The 18,496-nt window shown below is 52.4% G+C and carries 15 protein-coding genes and 1 pseudogene; 2 read left to right on the top strand and 14 right to left on the bottom strand.

The features are described from left to right. Positions 1–115: 115 nt before the first annotated feature. From NLX71_RS24720 to NLX71_RS24695, 6 genes are all read right to left on the bottom strand, one after another. The gene (locus tag NLX71_RS24720) at positions 116–493 is read right to left on the bottom strand and encodes a LexA family transcriptional regulator (RefSeq protein WP_309248985.1); all 378 of its coding nucleotides are present in this window, start codon (positions 491–493) and stop codon (positions 116–118) included. A gap of 110 nt (positions 494–603) precedes the next feature. Next, complete coding sequence (locus NLX71_RS24715) at positions 604–744, bottom strand: Spo0E family sporulation regulatory protein-aspartic acid phosphatase (RefSeq protein ID WP_302058434.1); 141 nt, start codon at positions 742–744, stop codon at positions 604–606. Positions 745–1,169: 425 nt separating this feature from the next. Next, positions 1,170–2,435: a helix-turn-helix domain-containing protein gene (locus NLX71_RS24710; RefSeq protein ID WP_254366438.1), complete on the bottom strand. Its 1,266-nt coding sequence runs from the start codon at positions 2,433–2,435 to the stop codon at positions 1,170–1,172. 296 nt (positions 2,436–2,731) lie between these two features. Next, positions 2,732–3,736, bottom strand: a complete 1,005-nt coding sequence (locus tag NLX71_RS24705) for a FecCD family ABC transporter permease (protein ID WP_254366437.1) — start codon at positions 3,734–3,736, stop codon at positions 2,732–2,734. Then, positions 3,729–4,739: a FecCD family ABC transporter permease gene (locus NLX71_RS24700; protein ID WP_254366436.1), complete on the bottom strand. Its 1,011-nt coding sequence runs from the start codon at positions 4,737–4,739 to the stop codon at positions 3,729–3,731. The genes NLX71_RS24705 and NLX71_RS24700 overlap by 8 nt, the downstream gene beginning before the upstream one ends. A 118-nt stretch (positions 4,740–4,857) precedes the next feature. Further along, positions 4,858–6,828: an ABC transporter substrate-binding protein gene (locus NLX71_RS24695; RefSeq protein ID WP_254366435.1), complete on the bottom strand. Its 1,971-nt coding sequence runs from the start codon at positions 6,826–6,828 to the stop codon at positions 4,858–4,860. Between the two features lie 710 nt (positions 6,829–7,538). On the opposite strand from NLX71_RS24695, the gene NLX71_RS24690 reads away from it, so the two are divergent. Further along, positions 7,539–8,081, top strand: coding sequence for a hypothetical protein (locus NLX71_RS24690; RefSeq protein ID WP_254366434.1), 543 nt, complete (start codon positions 7,539–7,541; stop codon positions 8,079–8,081). 12 nt (positions 8,082–8,093) lie between these two features. Here NLX71_RS24690 and NLX71_RS24685 read toward each other — a convergent pair whose 3' ends face one another. The 8 genes from NLX71_RS24685 to NLX71_RS24650 all read right to left on the bottom strand — a co-directional run bounded on the left by NLX71_RS24685 (position 8,094) and on the right by NLX71_RS24650 (position 17,841). Beyond that, positions 8,094–10,040 (bottom strand): putative bifunctional diguanylate cyclase/phosphodiesterase, encoded by a 1,947-nt coding sequence (locus NLX71_RS24685; RefSeq protein WP_254366433.1) that lies wholly within the window; start codon positions 10,038–10,040, stop codon positions 8,094–8,096. A 187-nt stretch (positions 10,041–10,227) separates the two neighbouring features. Further along, a complete protein-coding gene (locus NLX71_RS24680) occupies positions 10,228–10,599 on the bottom strand; it encodes a DUF423 domain-containing protein (protein WP_254366432.1) in 372 nt (123 codons plus the stop codon). Positions 10,600–10,729: 130 nt separating this feature from the next. Next, a complete protein-coding gene (locus NLX71_RS24675) occupies positions 10,730–11,029 on the bottom strand; it encodes a hypothetical protein (RefSeq protein WP_254366431.1) in 300 nt (99 codons plus the stop codon). 153 nt (positions 11,030–11,182) lie between these two features. Continuing rightward, positions 11,183–13,030, bottom strand: coding sequence for an ABC transporter ATP-binding protein (locus NLX71_RS24670; RefSeq protein WP_375377961.1), 1,848 nt, complete (start codon positions 13,028–13,030; stop codon positions 11,183–11,185). Continuing rightward, positions 12,996–14,759, bottom strand: coding sequence for an ABC transporter ATP-binding protein (locus NLX71_RS24665; protein ID WP_254366430.1), 1,764 nt, complete (start codon positions 14,757–14,759; stop codon positions 12,996–12,998). Before NLX71_RS24665 ends, NLX71_RS24670 begins: the two co-directional genes overlap by 35 nt. A 47-nt stretch (positions 14,760–14,806) precedes the next feature. Beyond that, positions 14,807–15,253, bottom strand: a complete 447-nt coding sequence (locus NLX71_RS24660; RefSeq protein ID WP_254366429.1) for a MarR family winged helix-turn-helix transcriptional regulator — start codon at positions 15,251–15,253, stop codon at positions 14,807–14,809. A gap of 187 nt (positions 15,254–15,440) precedes the next feature. Then, the gene (locus tag NLX71_RS24655; RefSeq protein WP_375377962.1) at positions 15,441–16,820 is read right to left on the bottom strand and encodes an NAD-dependent malic enzyme; all 1,380 of its coding nucleotides are present in this window, start codon (positions 16,818–16,820) and stop codon (positions 15,441–15,443) included. Between the two features lie 565 nt (positions 16,821–17,385). Beyond that, entirely contained in the window at positions 17,386–17,841 is a 456-nt protein-coding gene (locus NLX71_RS24650) for a class I SAM-dependent methyltransferase (protein ID WP_254366427.1), read from the bottom strand. Positions 17,842–18,077: 236 nt separating this feature from the next. Between NLX71_RS24650 and NLX71_RS24645 the strand changes: the two are divergent. Beyond that, positions 18,078–18,239: pseudogene (locus NLX71_RS24645) on the top strand (transposase); the annotation flags it as partial. Between the last annotated feature and the right edge of the window lie 257 nt (positions 18,240–18,496).

The raw sequence follows: 18,496 nt of genomic DNA, 5'->3' as shown, positions 1-18,496 counted from the left end.
ACTACCAAAGTGTTGGAAAAACATGTCTATTTGTCAAACCTCAAAAAACCAGTATCTGGTTAATCAACAGGCGTGATGCCGAACATGAACATTAGCGTCAAAGCGTTCTTAATATTTATGAATCTACGTGATTCCTAATCAATTTACTGACCCATGCTTGTGAAAATCCTAAAATTTCGGCTAGTTCCTTTTGCGATGCCTTAGGGTTCTCCTTCATCGCTTGATGCAGACGATCCAATGACTTTTTCCTTCTTGGGGTGATTTTTTTCTTAATTGTCTCATTAGCTCGTTTACGTTCTATTCCTTCGATGAAGACCTGAAGCACCGGAAGGCTTTGAATACATGGTGAACAAACATAAAATCGTTTGAAGTAAACGAGTTGTTGCTTACCTGAACAAAACAAACATTCTTCTTCTGGATATTTATAAACCATGATCGTCTTTTTCTCCTCGTCACTGAAACACTCTGTCATGACATTGGGATCAAGATTCAAAACACGCCTAACCTCCGTGGGGATTACAATTCTTCCAAAATCGTCTATCCCCCTGACAATTCCCGTTCTTCTGCCATCTTGCATCAACACACCTTAAACAAAAACGATTTCTAATTTACACATCGCATTTTCCTAATTTGAGCAATTAAAACATAGGTATCTAATTGTTGGCTCAATTGGACCATACATTCGCTCGTTAAACTCTCGCCTTGCTGTACCGCCTCTTCCATTTGGTTCCGAATGTTTTTCATTGCGCTCTGCAATGTTTCATCGCTGAAATGGCTGATATCGTATTGGGAATAATCCTCCTTTCTGGGTACTGACATGGTTATATGACACTCTCCTCTTTCAACTATTTTAGTTTTGTATTTTTACAAATTAACTTTATCATACATCTCATATAAACCTTATAATCCCATTTTGTGCAACGAATGTTTGGAAAACAAACAAAAAAAGAACAGGTTTATAATCACCTGTTCATTGATAAGCATTCAAATATGTTTTTCCGAATGACAAAATAATCAAAGTCCGGGATCAATATCGTTGTATAAAATAATCAGGCCCGGATTTGCATCTGGCGAAACAACGAACATAGTTCCAGCCACAGCCAAAGCCATCAGCAAGATGAATTTTTTCACAGTTACTTCGCCTCCGATTTAATGGTTTATTTACCTTATTATTCGTATGCTTCCTTCAACTTAATTATATGTTTTAGTTCCAAGGATTTCGACAGTTTTATGTGATATGTTAACAATTCCTGCATGCAATCGTCTTTCTCTTTCATAGCGCTGACATACCCGAACGCCTTTAAACTTTTAACATAGTTCTCTATTCCATCGTCAAGCAAACCTTTACTAAGATGATAGAAGCCTTTATATCTATGAAACCTTCCAACAGTAATGTATTTATGTGGTGTTTGTGGATGCTCAGGTAATAATTCTTCCTCCTTCTCCAATATTTCAGCAATTGATTCAAGATCCCCTAATTGAAAATAGATCTCCAGAAGTTCGTCAGCAATATGTAAGCTATATTCCTTCCCTAGTTCCCCTAAATATTTCCGAAGCAGGGGTATTGCTACATCATATTCTTTTTTTCTCGCTTTTGTTAAGGCCCGAGTAGCCTTGGCAGGTACGACAACAAAATCATTCCTCATCTTTTCAAATATGTTTAGATGTCTTTCAACTGATTCATAGTCTCCTAGTTGGGAAAATGAATTTATCATCGCCAGATATGCCTTTGCTTTAAGTCCAGTATCTTCTTCCTCCAGCAAAAGACCTTTCTCACACAGTTGTATGCATTCTTCAAATTTTTTGATAGCGTATGCATGCAATGCCATCCTGAAGTAAACCGTAATTTTCCCCTCACGCGATAAAAAGCTAGTGTAATGTAAAATTTCTTGGCCTACTTGAAACGACTCTTCCAGTTGTTTCAAATCGTTCCTTTCAATCAAATACTTTTGCAGCAACCCTTTGGCTACATAATGCGGCACTCCGCGTTCTCTGGAAAACTTAATAATTGACGTATAGAGTGTTACTTTCAGTGAATTATCAGTTACTGTTTGGGTAAAGTCAAACAATCGTTGCAGCGCTTCCTCCGTTTCTACACTATGCGATTCCAGTATGCGTACTGCCACTTTCGGAACCAGCAAAAAGCACTCTTCACAGGTTGTTACCTCTTCGAGCACTTCAAACAAAGTGTTGATACGGCTTTCTTCTTCAAGGTAACACTCCATAATCTCGGAATAGTGTGCGGGAAAAGCTATGGCTACAGCCTTCAAATTCTTAAATTCCAGCCGTTTCGTTTCCCCGCGCTCTATTCGATTTAGTACACTTCTGCTTACCCCCGTTAATTCCTCAAGTTCTGCGTATGTCAAGTTATTCGCTTTTCTAAGTTGGAAGATGAAATCCGCGATGGTGTTATTCCGATACTTAGTATCCACCATAATCCGTACCTTCCTTTGATTCAATATTATACAATGGTTAATTATAGCAGAGCATGTTCCATTTTACAATTAATTGAATTGAACGATGAGGACGCAACGAATTGTTGAATTCGAACTTGCAATTCTAAAATCAAAGGAGGATCTGTCAATTGAACAATTTATTCCGCCATAAACCCTCGCGTGGCGGCAGTTCCTTTTATCGCTGAGTGCTGCGTCGGTTATGGGGTGATCGGACAGCCATTCGTTTATCCCTATGGATTTCGCCTTGCTCAGCTCGACAAAGTCGCAGATCAATGTCAACCCGTAAGCTTCTTCCGCTTAAACAATAAATACATGAAAAACGGAGCGCCGACGCCGGCCGTAAATACACCGGCAGGAACGTCGAGCGGCACGAACAGAATCCGTCCCGCCCAATCGGCCAGCAGAAGAATGATCGCTCCGAGCAGAGCGCTGACCGGAATGACGGCGGTGTAAGATTGGCCGGCCAGCTTGCGCGCCATATGAGGTGCCAGCAGCCCGATGAATGATAGCGTCCCGGCTATTCCGACCGCCGCGCCAGCGAGGGCGACGCTGAACAGCAACAGCGCAATCCGGCTGAGCTGAAGCCGGCTGCCGAGACCGACGGCCGCTTCTTCACCGAGTGACTGGATATTAAGCTCTTTCGCGTACAGCATGGAAAGCGGAATAAAGACGGCGATCCACTGCCAAAGCGCTCCGACATACGCCCAATTCGTCCCGTACACGCTGCCGGTCATCCAGTTCATTACTTGCGCCGTCAAGTAAGCGGGACCGCTTATTAGCAGAAACATCGTCAGCGCGCTCATTGCGGTCGAGATGCCTAAGCCGATAAGCACAAGTCGGAACGGCGATACGCCACGTTTCCAAGCGACCGCATAATTCAAAGCTGCTGCGGCAAAAGCGCCCGCTACGGCGATGACTGGCACCCAGTGGATGCTGTAGCCTTTGAACAGTGTCATGAAACCCACGACCGCCACCGAAGCTCCCCCCGATACGCCGAGCAAATCCGGCGACGCCAGCGGATTGCGTATAACCCCCTGCAGCAGCACGCCGGAAACGGCCAGGGCAGCGCCGACAAGCAGCGCCGCCGCTATACGCGGCAGGCGGAATTGCATCACGATCAAGCCGCTGCCCGCTTGTGGATGTCCGGTCAACGCGAGCAGCACCTCCTGCACCGGAATGCGCACAGCGCCCATCGACAAGCTGCCAACGGACAGAACTACCGTTAACGTCAACAGCACAAACAGCAGCAACCGGTTTCTCCTCAATCGATCGTTACGCATGCTGCCTCCTTCTCGCCACATGAATCAGGAACGGAACGCCCAGCAGCGCGGTCGCTACGCCGACCGGCACTTCTTTCGGCATAATGATGAGCCGCGAAGCAAGGTCCGCAGTCACAAGCAGCATAGCGCCGATCAGCGCGCAGTACGGCAGCAGCCAGCGGTGATCGTTCCCGGCGACGTACCGGCATAGATGAGGGACGATGAGCCCGACGAACGCAATCGGTCCGGCGACCGACACGGCGCTGCCGGCGAGCAGTATGACGGACAACGTCGCAAGCGCACGCATAAGCGTCAGCCGCTGCCCTAGCCCTTTGGCGATTTCCTCACCCAGTGCCATGACGTTCAGCGCTCCCGACAGCAGCAGCGCGACGATTAGCCCTGCCGCCATATATGGAGCTACAGTCAGTAGATGCGCGAGCTGTCGGCCCGACACGGAGCCGATCATCCACAGTAATGCCTCATCCAGCGACTGCTTGTTGATCAGAATCAAGCCCGAAGTGACCGAGGAGGAGAACGCGGCGACTGCAGTGCCTGCGAGCGTCAGCTTAAGTGGGCTGAAGCCGTCTCCCCTTTGCAGGCCGAGCGAATAGACGAACAGCGCGGAAGCGGCTGCCCCGGCGAAGGCGATCCATATCATGGTGCCCATCGTCAGATCGGAGCCGAAGACAACGAGAGCGACAACGATAAACAGCGCCGAGCCCGAATTAATTCCGAATACGGAAGGTGATGCCAGCGGATTCCGCGTAAGCGTCTGCATAACCGCTCCGGCAACAGCCAGACTTGCCCCTACCCCGGCCGCAATCAGCGCCCTCGGGACGCGCGCGCTCGTGATGATCAGATGCTCGTTGGAGCCATTGAACCGGCTGTACGCAAGCCACAGCTGCTTCAGCGTAAAAGGCTGCAGACCGAAGCATATGTTAGCCGTTACGCAAGCAAGCAGCAGAACGATACCAATTGTCAGACCGGCGAGCTTGCCTCCCGGGCCTCGCATCCATATGGACATATTATCCGCACTCCTTCCCGACTTTCAAATCGATTCATGCCGCGGCTCGACTGAACGGCACGGCAAACAAGCCGACGTCTGCCGTACCGACATCAGCTTGCCGCGAAGACTGATCCATCTATTTTATTTCGAAATATTTGACAAGCTCGTCCAGAAGTAGGTTGGCCGCCTTATACCCGCCCGCTGAGTTCCAGATCGCCTCGTCGACCTGTACGACTTTGTTCGTCTTGGCTACATTCAAATTTTTGAACAGCGGGTCGTTCATCCATTCCTGCACTACTTTTGCAGCACCGGTTTTGCCCGCCGTCTCCGTGACGAAGTAGAACAGCACGTCCCCGTCCATGCTCGGAATTTTCTCCTTGGACATCACCTCGATGAACGAATCTTTGTCCTGCGAAGCGGGACGGGCGAATCCAAGCTGGCTCAAGAGAACACCGGAGAACGTCTGCTTCTGGTAGATGCGCACCTGTGAGGCGGAGAAGCGAGCGACGGACACTTTCGTAGCCGCCTTGCTGCCAAGCTTGGCCTTCACGTCGGCAACCCGCTTGTCGAACACAGCCATCGCCTTGTCCCCCTCTTCCTTCTTGTTGATCGCGTCCATGTACAACTTGAAATTAATTTTCCAGTCGCCGCCCAAATCTTCCGCAAATACGGTAGGTGCAATTTGCTTCAGCTGGCCGTATATTTTCTCCTGTCTCGCCTTATTGCCGATAATGAGATCGGGCTTCAAGTTCGTGATCAGCTCGATATTCGGCTGCAGCTCGTCGCCCACGACGGCGACATCATTCATCTCATTCTTAATATGATCGTACCATGGGTTGCCGATCCACGATTGCACCGCACCGATCGGCTTGACGCCTACGGCCAACAGCGCTTCCGTTCCTTCGTTCGTCAGGATGACCACGCGCTTCGGCGTCCCTTTGACGGTCTCTTCCCCCATCGCATGTTTGATGATCCTTGGCGAGTCTGCTTCCGTACTGCCCGCTCCCGCCGGAGCGGTCGCCGTCGCGCCGCTTTTGGTTGCGCCGGCAGCACCCGGATCTGTACTGCTCGTTCCTACCGCACAACTGCTTAACAGCAAAATCATGCAAAACAGCAAGGAGGCGGCGAATGATGCTCTAGTCCTTCTAAGCACGGGTAAATCTCCCTTCCCGATATAGTGATAATGATTATCATAATCACTATACTGTTGAAGCCTTATCGCAGCAATGGGATATGTGGACACCGCAGATGGATTATTTCGACTTGAGCTCGCGGCCTGGGCAGTCTCTTTGAAAGCTGTCGGGGATACGCCCGTACACTTCTTGAACATACGGCTGAAGTAGTAGCTGTCCGAGTAGCCGACGCTCTCGGAAATTTGCTTCATTGTGCACTCCGTGTTCAGGAGCAGCTCCTTCGCTTTGTCCATGCGGACTTGTATCAAATAATCGATCGGACTCGTCTGCCGGCTGTTTCTGAACATTCTCAGGAACTGTCGCGGGTTGCAATCGAGCATGTCCGCAAGCGATTCGAGCGTGATCGGCTCCTTGTAGTGCTCATGAATATAGCGGATCGCCTGGGCAACAAGGTCCGGTCTCTGCGCTTGCACGGACTGACTTGCCAGCTGCCGCAGCAGTTCGTGAACGAATTGGTAGAAGAGCGATTTCACATGCAGCTTCTCCAGCTCATCCGTCCGTTCCCATGCCTTATACATCGCCTGCGCCTTGTCCAGCATAGCGATCGGATCGTGAGGAGCGAAGCTGAACTGCAGCTGGAACGGGTTATCAACTGCTTCCCATAACGCAAGCAGCTCCCGACGGCTCGTCAGCGGCATTGCGGCTTTGTACAGAATCAAGTAATAGTTCAGCAGCTCTTCAGCCATCAAATCGAGGCAAAGCCCTTTGCCCCCATGCATTAACTGGAAAGGTCTCACCGCACTCTCAGCGCCGTTCAGCCGAATGCGCCCGCTCCCTCGGGTTACATAAAGGAAAGCGCTGGCCGGCAACTGGTAGGAGCTCAGCACTTCTCCTTGCTCGAGACTCGTATGCCGCACATCCATAATCCGTATGGTAGCATAATTCCACAGAATCGTATGGTCGTTAAGTTTCATCTGTTACGTTCCTTTCTCCGCTAATTCGGCTAACCGTGGCGCCTTCGGCAAGTTGATGCATGCGGCCTGCCGATTCCTAATCAGCTCGACATCGTATCCATATAATAAGCGGGTGTTTCCACGCCTGCCCTTCGGTAATTATCGTCTTGGAGATTAACGCCTCCAATCGTTGATAATGATTATCATTAGGATCTAGTGTAAATGAAAAGAAAAAGCTCTTCAATAAATAATTGAAAAGCTTTCCCGTATGTGGACTGTCTGATCCGTTATTTTTACATGAGGTGCCTGATCGCTTAGGTATTCGGCAGGAAGCTCTTCTACCTTGAAGTCCCTCAAATGATCGGGTAGCGACTAAATAGCAGCTAGAAATAGTCCAGCGGTTTCCACTCCCCAGACAATTTACCATACAATTTCAAATTCATCCATAATTACTGAAGAGTACAAGAAATTTGACTATCTCCTTTAGATGTAGTATCCTCGCATCATGTTTAGTTAATAAGACCTACCACTTTTATCCTGAACCTAGTTCCAACATACCGCAGCGGCAGCAAGCCAATTTCGTACCATGCGTCGTTTTCGACCCTCAAGTTCTTTCCACCGCGTACGAACAGTTTAGAAAATAATAATTCCCGTCTGTTTACTTCTATTTTCCTATAGCAAAAAATGATATAGTAAAGATTATGCAAGCATCAAATGAGGAGGAGCCGCCTGTGGAAGCCAACAAACCGCAAAAACGAAAGTTTTTGTTCAATGTAGACATCATGATTGAGGAAGATACCAACGGGCGAGCCTTGGAGAAGCTGCTGCATCAGCTCAATTCGGAAGTTATAACCGATTATCAAATCAAGCAAGGGGTAGAATTAGGTAAAACGATCGAGGCCGAGCTGAAAGAAGCCATTCTCAAAAAAATCGACAACTCTGCCGAACTGACGAAAAGCCAGCAGATCACCGCTCCTGCGGAAATCGCCCCGAAAGCTCCATCCGCTTCGCACGTTAAAGAGGCCAAGGCTGCGGAGCCAAAACGGTCAGAAGTCGATCCGTTCAAGCAGATCTGGGATGAAATGAATGTATTTCAACAAAACAATACGCTAGTGCGTTTGTCCATCGTGAAAGAGAAAGGGGTCAAGCTCAGCATGCCATGCCGTATTATCAATACGGACCCGGCCAGCGGAAACCTCACCGTATATCATGTCGACGAGAAGAAAGTATACCTGCTTAAAATTAACGAAATTGACGATTTTCAGGCCCGCTGAAGCGGGCCTTTTTTAATTTGCAGGGGGGCTCTCCTCTCCGGCCGCTGCCCGCTTAGAGTAAAGCTCCATCAGACGCTCCGCGTCGGGAACGGCAAGGGGCGGGCTCAGATAAAAGCCTTGAATGAGATGGCAATGGTTGTCATGCAAAAATCGGAGCTGCTCCTCGGTTTCGACGCCTTCTGCGATCACTTCCATGTTCAAATGCCGGGTCATGGCGATGATCGAAGCGACGATGGCCGCATCGTTCGGATCGGTCATAATGTCGCGCACGAAAGAGCGGTCGATTTTTAATTTGTCAATCGGGAATTTTTTCAAGTAGGACAACGAGCTGTAGCCGGTGCCGAAATCGTCGATGCTGATTTTAACCCCAAGCTGCTTAAGCTCGTGCAGCAGATTGCAGGCATAATCGACATCCATCGTGCAGCTCTCCGTAATTTCAAGCTCCAGCAAGGCGGGATCAAGCCCCGTTTCCCGAAGTATCCTGCCGATTCCGGCGCATAGCTGATGCTGCATGAACTGCCGGATCGACAAGTTGACCGAAATCGGCACGACCTCAAGCCCCGCATCTTGCCACTGCTTGTTCTGCCGGCAGGCTTCCTTCAGCGCCCATTCGCCGATCGGTACGATCAGACCGCTGTCTTCCGCGAACGGAATGAACTCCCCCGGCGCAACCAGCCCGCGCTCCGGATGCTGCCACCGGACGAGCGCCTCGAATCCGACAATGCGGCCGGTCGCACTATCCATCTGCGGCTGGTAATGCAGCAGCAGTTCGTTCTTAGCCAAAGCCCGGCGAAGCTCGCTTCCCAGAGTTAAGCGTTTCAATGATACAGATTTCATCTCGCTGTTAAACAGTTGATAGTTGTTTTTGCCTTTTTCCTTGGCCCGGGTCAGTGCCATATCCGCGCATTTCATAAGCAAATCCGCCGACTCGTCCTCCCGCGACAGCAGAGATATGCCGATGCTGACCGTCAGGTGAACCAGATTTTGCCCCAGGACGAAGGGCTCCTCCAGCACGTCGAAAATCGCCTTTGCGATCGTTCCCACCGGCTCCGCCTCTTGGTCAGCCACTTGGAAGAAAAGCGCAAACTCGTCTCCTTCCGTACGCGCGAGATAATCGTCCGGGCCCAGGCAGCGGGAAAGCCGTTCCGCTACCTGCAGCAGCAGTATATCTCCGTAATCGTGCCCGAAGCAATCGTTGACGATCTTGAAACGGTCGATATCGACGAACAGGACGGCCAGCTTTCGTTCGTCGCGGGACGCAGCCGCCATGGCGGCGTTCAAATGCTGCACGAACAGTCTGCGGTTCGGGAGCCCCGTCATGTCGTCATAGTAGGCGAGATGACGAATCTGGTCTTCGGTTCGCGTAGCGGACGTAATGTCCTGGCAAACGATCAGTACCCCTGTCGCGATCCCCTGCTCCTTCACCGGGACGACCGTCGTATCGAGATCGACGCGGTATCCGTCTTTATGCAGAAGCGACGTTTTGAACGAGAGCGGCAAGCCATGCATCGCTTCGGTGAAAAAGCTGCTGGTCCTCCCGGGCAACTCTTCCGGAAACAGGGTGCGCAAATGCTTCCCTCTCAGCTCTTCCTCCCGGTATCCGAACGTGTGTTCCGCAGCTGAATTCCAATGCAGAAAATATCCCCCCGGATCGATCAGCCCTACCGCGCCCGGATGGTGATGGAACAACGCGTTCAATTGGCTGTCCGCCCTGCGAAGCTGTTTCTCCGCCGTACGGCTTCTGGCGTCCGATTCGGACACAGCCCGGGACAGCCGGATAATGCGTTCCCACGAATAAGCCATCAACAGGAAGACGGCGATGCCGAATCCCCATAGGAATGCCCCTCCGACCCACCAACAGACGAGGAATCCGACCGCCGTCCCTCCGCATGCGAACAGCATCGTTCTTTTTTCATCGCGCGGTTGTGTTCCATTTGCTGATCCGTCGGTCCTAGGCATGCGGGCCTCCTTTCCCGGATAGGTTCGTTTGTCAGAGTATTCCATTCCCCCATCTTGCCCGTAGAAATTCTACGCACAACTGTATTTTTCCTGCTAATTCGACAAAAAAAGCGAGTGATTCCAGAAGGGTAGGCATAAAAAAATTCGGCATGAAAACCTGCCGAATGTAGAGAAAGAGACTTAGGACTTATTTTGCCCGAAGGGCCAAGACCAAGGACAGCCAACCGAACAAAAAGGCCACCCCGCCGATAGGCGTAATCGCGCCCAACTGCTTTATCCCCGTTATACTTAGAATATACAAACTGCCGGAAAATACAACAATCCCGACAAACATCGACCAGCCGGCCCGGCGTAGATGTCCGCTGGCCGGAAGCAGGGAGGCAGCAAGTCCAATGGCGATCAGCCCGAGCGAATGCATCATCTGGTACTGGACGCCGGTCTGGAAATTAGCCAGCATATCCGCTGTGAGCTTTCCCTTCAGCGCATGTGCGCCGAATGCTCCGAGCGCCACTGACAGAAATGCGCAAATGCCGCCAAGAGCCACAAACGTTCTGTTCATCAACTTCACCTCACTTTCATGATATAGTATTTTTTCCCCACTGCCAAATGAACAAAATAAGTCCTGCCTTCTCGCCAAATTCGGCTTTATCAGCAGGACTTCTTACGTTATGCGGATGATGGATGCGGCGTTACATTTGGCCGATATCGTGCTGGCCGACGATCAGCGTAACGGGCTCCAGAAAGACGCGGGTGATCGCAGGCTGCTTGAGCAAGTCAAACTCGATGTCGATGACCTTGAACCGCTCCTGCTTGCCTTCGCGCTTGTCGTAAACTACTTCGAACTCTTTTAACCCAAGCTGGTACGAAATGACGGAGCAGCCGATCGATAAGGCCGGCGCCTCGTGCTCTCCGTGGTCGAACAGCACCTCAGACATAATTTCTTCGTTCATGTCTACAATTTTGACTGTTTGGCAAATCGCATATTTCATTGCCATCCTCCTCCGGCAGGGGCAAAGCTGATCGTTACTCTACAGTGATGTGCCCCCGTTTCCTATGACGAATTCGACGTTCTGCGTCCAAACTCCTGCTTTTTTCCAACCGGCAGTGGAATTAAATTCCGTTTCAGCTTGCGATCCACTGGCTCATCCGGCATCGGCCGACGGATTGGCATGCATCTCGGCATACAGCCCTTGCAGCGCCAAAAGCTGCTCGTGTGTGCCCCGCTCGACGATCTCGCCTCCGCGCACGACGAGAATCAGGTCGGCCTCCTGAATCGTGCTGAGCCGGTGGGCGATGACGAAGCTGGTCCGCCCTTGCATGAGCGCCTTCATCGCTTCCTGAATGTGCATCTCCGTGCGCGTATCGACGCTGCTGGTCGCTTCGTCCAGTATCAGAATGGACGGATCGGATAGAATCGCTCTGGCAATCGTAAGCAGTTGCCGCTGCCCGTGGCTCAAATTGCCGCCTTCCGCCGAGAGCGGCGTGTCGTACCCTTGGGGCAGCTTGCGGATGAAGCCGTCCGCGTTCGCCAGCTTGGCCGCCGACCGAATCTCCTCCTCCGTCGCGTTCAGCCGCCCGTACCGGATATTGTCGCGAATCGTGCCGGAGAACAGATGCGCGTCCTGCAGCACCATGCCGAGACGGCTTCTGAGACTGCTTTTGTCCCATTCCCGGATATCTTTCCCGTCGATTCGGATCGTCCCTGCGGAAATCTCGTAGAAGCGGGTGAGCAGGTTCATGATCGTTGTCTTTCCCGAGCCGGTCGGACCGACCAAGGCGACGACTTGCCCCGGCTGAACAGCGAACGATACGTCACGCAAAACCGGCGTGTCGCCGTAACCGAACGTCACCCGGTCGAACTCGACTTCCCCGCGGATGGCTTCTTGCAGCTTCCGGCCATCCTCGTTGCCGAATTCCGTGTCGGTATCCAAAACTTCAAATACTCGTTCCGCTCCGGCGACGCCGGATTGAATCATATTGTACTGGTTCGCCAGCTCGTTGACCGGGCCGCTGAACTGCTTGGAGTAATTCAGAAAGCTGACGATGACTCCGATCGTCGTCCAGCCGTTGTACGCCATCCAGCCCCCGGCGACCGCCAGCAAAATGAAACTCGTATGGTTCAACAGGTTCATGAACGGGCCCATCATGCCGGAAAAAATTTGCGCCCGCGTCCCCGTCTGCCGCAGCCTGGCATTTATCTCTTGGAACTGCTGCGCCGCCAGCTCCTCGCGGTTGTAGATTTTGACGACTTTCTGTCCAGATATCGTCTCTTCAATAAAGCCGTTCAGCTCGCCGAGATGGCGCTGCTGTTCCTTGAATTGGCTTTTGGTGCGCTTGCCGATTTGCCGGGCAACCAAGGTGACAAGCGGAATGATCACGAGCGCCACGAGCGTCAGCCATCCGTTCAGCAGCAGCATCATCGTCAGCGAGCCGAGCAGCATGACGACGCTCGTGATGAGCTGCAGCAAGCTTTGGTTCAGCGTGTTGGAGACGTTGTCGATGTCGTTCGTCGTGCGGCTCATCAGCTCTCCGTGCGGCGTCTTGTCGAAGAAGCGCACCGGGAGCTCCTGCATATGAGCAAACAGGTCGCGTCGCACCTCCCACACCGTCCGCCCGGCAATGCCGGACATGACGTACGTTTGCAGCCACGAAACGGCGCTGCCGCCGACATAGACGGCCAGCAGAAGGACGCACAGCCACAGCAGGCCGTTCGGATCGTGAAGCGTAATATAGCGGTCGATCGCCGTCCCGATCAAATACGGTCCCGCAAGCGATAGCGCGAGCCCGATCAGCACAAGCGCGATGACGCCGGTCAAGGCGGCCCGCTGCCGTTTCAGATAGCCCCACAACCGCCGAATCACAGCCCGGGTGTTCTTGGCCCTTACCTTGGGCGCCGGTTCGCCCCGGCGTCCGAATCCGAACGCGGCCGCCGGAAGGTCCGCTGTTTTTTTTCCGTCAGGACGGGCTGAGGGTTGAACTTGAGATGTCACGGACGCTTCCCTCCTTTCCGTGCTGGGAGCGGTAAATATCGCAGTAGATCGCGCTGCTCCGCAGCAGCTCCTGATGCGTGCCTTGGGCGGCAATCGCGCCGTCCTCCAGCACAAGGATCAGATCGGCCTCCGTCACCGACGCAATGCGCTGGGCGATGACGATGCAGGTCGTTTCGCTCTTTAAAGCTTCCAGAGACTCGCGGATGCGAGCTTCCGTCACCAGATCGACGGCGCTTGTACTGTCGTCGAGAATAATAATTTTGGGCCGTAGCAGCAGCGCCCGCGCGATGGATAGACGCTGCTTTTGGCCGCCCGACAGATTGACGCCCCGCTGGCCCAGCTCCGTATCGTAGCCGTCCGGCATGCGCTCGATAAATTCATGAGCCTGCGCGGCCCGGGCCGCCGCCTCGACTTCCTCCTGCGAAGCGTCCGGCCTTCCGTACCGGATGTTGTCGCGAATCGTGCCGCTGAACAAGACCGCTTGCTGCAGCACGATGCCGACTTGACTGCGCAAATGCTTGGAATCGATGGCTCTCACATCGGTGCCATCGATTAATACCCGGCCCTCTGTCGCATCGAATAGCCTCGGGATCAGGCCGACCAAGGACGATTTGCCTGAGCCGGTCGCACCGAGAATGCCGATCGTCTGGCCCGGCTCCACGGCAAAGCTGATGTCTTTCAGCACGAAGTCGGTCTTCCCCGGATCGAACGAGAACGATACGCGGTCGAACCTGACATGCCCGGCTCGGATCGCTCCGGCGTTGGCCTGCTCAGCTTCCGCGATGCCCGGCTGCGTCTCCAGCACTTCGCGGATGCGGTCTGCGGACGCTTTGGCCCGGGAGAACGAAATCAGCAGCATGCCGACGGACAGCAGGGAGAAAAGGAGCTGCGACATATAGCTGAGGTACGCGATCAGGTCGCCGACCGGCATCGCGCCTTCCCACGTCTGCGCGCCTCCGTACCAGAGTACGGCCACGATGCCTGCGTTCAGCACCAGCATCAGGAGCGGCATATTGGCGGCAACGGTCCGTGCCGCTTTCAGAGCGACCTCCAGGTGATCCCGATTCGCCTTCCCATAGCGTTCGCGCTCGACGGCCGACCGGACGAACGCTTTCACCACGCGAATGCCCTTGAGGTTCTCCTGAAGCACCGTGTTCAGCCCGTCCAGCTTTTCCTGCACCCGGCCGAACAGCGGAACGGACAGCCGGATCAGCGTGTACAAAATGACAATCAGGAGCGGCACTACCGCAAGCAGCATCAGCGAGAGGCGAGGACTGAGCGCGATCATCATCGCGATGCTGCCGATCGCCAGCGACGTGCTGCGAACCATGACGCGCAGCAGCATCTGAACCTGGTTCTGCACCTGCATGACATCCCCCGTCAGCCGGGTGACAAGCGATCCCGTCGTCAGCCGGTCCAAGTTGTCGAACGAAAAGGTCTGTACTTTTTGAAACAGGCTGAGACGCAGATCCGCCCCAAACCCGAGCGCCGCCCGGCTGGAATAAATCGTGCAGCCCGCACCGCCGAGCAGTCCGACGAGCGCAGCGCCGATCATCAGCAGGCCCGTATGCCAAATGTGCGCCAGATCGCTGCGCACGACGCCTTCGTTGATGACGCTCGCCATCAGCTTCGGCTGCAGCAGATCCATGCACACCTCCAGCACCATAAACAGAGGCGCAAGCAGCGCAGCCCATGTATAAGGCTTCAAGTAGGTTCTAAGCTTCCACACGTTTTAATTCCTCCGATTGAGTTGTCCTCCGCTTGTTTGTCGGCTAACTATTCATCTTTGAAATGTCGTTGAAACGTCTCCAAGTCGTCGCGGACCTGCCACAGCAGCCGTCGGAACAGCATTTTTTCCTCGGGGCTGAAATGCTCGAAGCATTTCGCCTCCAATACCTGCAGCGCTTCCCGAACGCCGGCGGCGGCTTGCTGCCCTTTCCCGGTCAAGTAGACGCGGGATACGCGCTGGTCGTCCGGGTCCGGCTTCCGCTCGACGAGCCCCGTCTTCTCCATGCGGTTGATCATCACGGTTAACGTAGGCGGCTTGATGAGCATGCTATCCGCTAATTCCTTCTGGCTCTGCCCGTCCCGCTCCGACAACCGCATGAGCAGCGGAGGCTGTCCGGGAAAGACGTCGTATTTCTGAATCATCAGATCGACGCTGTGCCGGTGAAGCTTGAGCACATACCGCATCAAGCGGGTCAGCGAATCGTCATGCGACATGGGAACCCTCCTTTTAGTTTGTCGGCTAAATAATTTCAGAATAGGGGATTCTGGAGCTACTGTCAATGGGGCTTCGGAAATTTCAGGAACCCAAACAGCCCCGCTTCGGAAGGAGCGGAGCTGCTTTTGCTTTTAAAGTTAGCTAGTACAATTCGAGTCCTTACCGGCTAATGCCGGGGTAGCCGAATTACGCAAACTCGTGCGGAATTTTGCGAGCCACGCCGGTTTCCACAGCGGCTTGGGTTACTTTTTTTCTAACCGCTTCCACGACCCTGCTGTTAAAGACGCTCGGAATGATATACTGCTCGTTCAATTCGTCGTCCTCCACGGTGGAGGCGATCGCGTAAGCGGCGGCGAGCTTCATTTCCTCGTTAATCGTCGTCGCCTGGCAATCCAACGCCCCTCTGAAAATGCCGGGGAAGCACAGCACGTTATTGAGCTGGTTCGGGTAATCCGACCTTCCGGTTGCCATCACGCGAACGTACGGTTCCGCAATTTCCGGCAGAATCTCCGGCGTCGGATTGGCCATGGCAAATACGATCGGATCTTTCGCCATTTTTTTCAAATCCTCGACCCCGATCACGCCCGGACCGGACAGGCCGATAAATACATCCGCATCCTGCATCGCGTCCGTTAAAGTGCCCGCAATGTTGTCCGGGTTCGTATGCTCGGCATACCATTGAAACATGGGATTGCTGTACGTTTCGCCCCGACGGACGATCCCGACGGAACGCGAAGCGCCGATGATATTCGTCACCCCGGCAGCCATCAGCATCTTGGTGCACGCCACCCCGGCCGCGCCGACCCCGCTGAAGACGACTTTAATATCCGTCAGCTTTTTGCCGACCAATTTCAATGCGTTAATCAGTCCCGCCAGCATGACGACGGCCGTCCCATGCTGATCGTCGTGAAATACCGGAATCTCCAGCTCCTGCTTTAACCGTTCCTCAATTTCAAAGCAGCGCGGGGAGGAAATATCCTCCAGGTTGATTCCGCCGAACGCGGGCGCAATGGCTTTCACAATCCGGATGATTTCTTCCGTATCCTTCGTATCCAAGCAAATCGGAAACGAGTCGATGCCCGCCATTTCCTTGAACAGCATCGCTTTCCCTTCCATCACCGGCATCGCCGCGATCGGCCCGATATCACCGAGCCCGAGGACGGCCGTCCCGTCGCTGACGACTGCGACCGTATTTCTTTTGATTGTCAGCGAATACGCCTTGGCAGGGTCTTCGTGCAGCGCCATACAGACGCGGGCTACACCGGGGGTATATACATGGGAGAGATCGTCCCGATTCTTGATCGGTACTTTCGAATGAACCTCAAGCTTGCCGCCTAAGTGCATCAAGAAGGTGCGGTCGGAGAAGTTAATGATTTTAATTCCCGGAACTTTGGTCACATTGTTAATCAAGGAGGCTTCGTTTTCCGCATTGGACACGTTCACCGTAATATCGCGGATCGTCACATTTTTACTTCGGTTCACGTTATCGACGGCGACAATCTCGCCCCCGGTTTCATGAATCGCATTCGCGATATGAATGAACGGAACATTCGGTCCAGACTCCATCCGCAAAATAATCGTATAGCTCCCGCTTGTTTGAACTCCCATGACAAATTCCCCTCCCCCAATATCCCCTGCAAGTGGATCGACACTTTAATGTTGTACCATATATAGCGGAAAAAGCTTTAATTAATGCGTATTATTAATATATAGGATACAACCCTATTCGTAAAGAGCATGATTGCCGAATCTAGTGGAATGAATTTCGATCAATGGTTAAATCTTCCCATCACAATGGTATTTGCGTTCGTTACCAAGCCGGTCACCTCATTATTTTACCCAGTCCAACAATCAGGACTTTGGCCTTGTTATACCTTCCTCGACCTTACGATTAGAAAAGGCGGCCTCCGGCTTTCGTTCGCCAGATCCGGTCTTTGCAACAACGCTTCGGATACCGCTTCGGGTTCCAGCACCTGATCGATTGTAAAACCGGCATGAATGAGGTCATTCAACAACGTAGACAGTTTTCGGTGATATTTGATCACCCCGTCTACGAACCAGGCGGACTGCCTCTTGCCCTCCTCTCCATACCGATCCACCGGCCAATACAGCTTGGTCCCGTGTTCGTCCGCTATCCAACCTTGTAAAGCCGCCGTACAAACGGGATGTTCAACGGAATAAATGAAAATCCCCCCTCGTATACTTTGGAGACAACCTCCTTGTACGGTTCGACATAATGCAGCGCAAGGGAGCTAACCGCCAGGTCGAAGGTGTGCGCCGGAAAATCCAAATCTTCCATTGCGGACAACCGGTATTCGATTTTCTCGTGAACATGCAGTCTTTTAGCCGTATCCAACATTTTGGCAGAAATATCGGTACCAACAACGCGCCCGGCGCCATGCTCTATGCAATATTTTGAAAAATGCCCCATGCCACAGCCCAATTCCAGAATAGACAGGTCCTTTAGCGCCGGAAGCAGCCCCCTGAGAGCCGGTTGCTCCAAAACATCGTTCAATCCGGATTCTGTTTCCCTTAGATGCCTGTAGCCTTCAAAAAAAGTTTCATTGTCGTAAATGTTCTGTTTCACAACCGCTCTCCTCTTTTCTTCCTAAGATGTTTTAATGAATACGCTTCAAAAGAAGAAAGCCCCGATATCGAAAAATCCATATCGAGGCACATGCATGCAAACAAAGCATTCGGTTAAACTATTCTATCATAATTTCCAAAAAAATCAAAATATCATAGAATCGATTGCGGTTCGATAGACGATGCGAAAATGACATTTATCGCCGGAACCTGAATTTCGAAAGCCCTTCATCAAACACGACCAATATGATTGAGAACTACCACCGTCGGCTTCGCAAGGTAACAAAGGGAAAAAGCATTTTCCCTAACGACGAAGCGCTGCTCAAAATGCTTTATCTTGCGACGATGGATGTGCTTCGGAAGTGGACAGGGCGTGTTCAAAACTGGGTAGTCTCGTGACGCCCTTTTCCCTGCACCGCCCAATCGCGAGAAGTCATGCCCGCTGGAGGTTCCATGTTAAGTTCGGCTCCAAACTTTGGTATTTCTGAGTTTTCACAAAAATGTTGACAGACTTTAATTTAATCGGAAGCTCATACTGTCGACATAGAAAGAACCTGCTCCGCCATCGGCTGTTGCTTGAAGACCTGCATGAATTCTGGCCCGCCGCGCATTGCTCGGTGTGATGTCGTTCATCGATAGCGTCATATATCTGTTCA

It is taken from the genome of Paenibacillus sp. MZ04-78.2 (assembly GCF_024213375.1).
Classification (GTDB): domain Bacteria; phylum Bacillota; class Bacilli; order Paenibacillales; family NBRC-103111; genus Paenibacillus_G.
This window is presented reverse-complemented; position numbering and strand designations above follow the sequence as displayed.

What these genes read in the sequence shown, in the direction of transcription:
- NLX71_RS24715 (WP_302058434.1), bottom strand. Translation starts at nt 744, where the DNA reads ATGAAAAACATTCGGAACCAAATGGAAGAGGCGGTACAGCAAGGCGAG.
- NLX71_RS24710 (WP_254366438.1), bottom strand. Translation starts at nt 2,435, where the DNA reads ATGGTGGATACTAAGTATCGGAATAACACCATCGCGGATTTCATCTTC.
- NLX71_RS24705 (WP_254366437.1), bottom strand. Translation starts at nt 3,736, where the DNA reads ATGCGTAACGATCGATTGAGGAGAAACCGGTTGCTGCTGTTTGTGCTG.
- NLX71_RS24700 (WP_254366436.1), bottom strand. Translation starts at nt 4,739, where the DNA reads ATGTCCATATGGATGCGAGGCCCGGGAGGCAAGCTCGCCGGTCTGACA.
- NLX71_RS24695 (WP_254366435.1), bottom strand. Translation starts at nt 6,828, where the DNA reads ATGAAACTTAACGACCATACGATTCTGTGGAATTATGCTACCATACGG.
- NLX71_RS24685 (WP_254366433.1), bottom strand. Translation starts at nt 10,040, where the DNA reads ATGCCTAGGACCGACGGATCAGCAAATGGAACACAACCGCGCGATGAA.
- NLX71_RS24680 (WP_254366432.1), bottom strand. Translation starts at nt 10,599, where the DNA reads ATGAACAGAACGTTTGTGGCTCTTGGCGGCATTTGCGCATTTCTGTCA.
- NLX71_RS24675 (WP_254366431.1), bottom strand. Translation starts at nt 11,029, where the DNA reads ATGAAATATGCGATTTGCCAAACAGTCAAAATTGTAGACATGAACGAA.
- NLX71_RS24660 (WP_254366429.1), bottom strand. Translation starts at nt 15,253, where the DNA reads ATGTCGCATGACGATTCGCTGACCCGCTTGATGCGGTATGTGCTCAAG.
- NLX71_RS24655 (WP_375377962.1), bottom strand. Translation starts at nt 16,820, where the DNA reads ATGGAGTCTGGACCGAATGTTCCGTTCATTCATATCGCGAATGCGATT.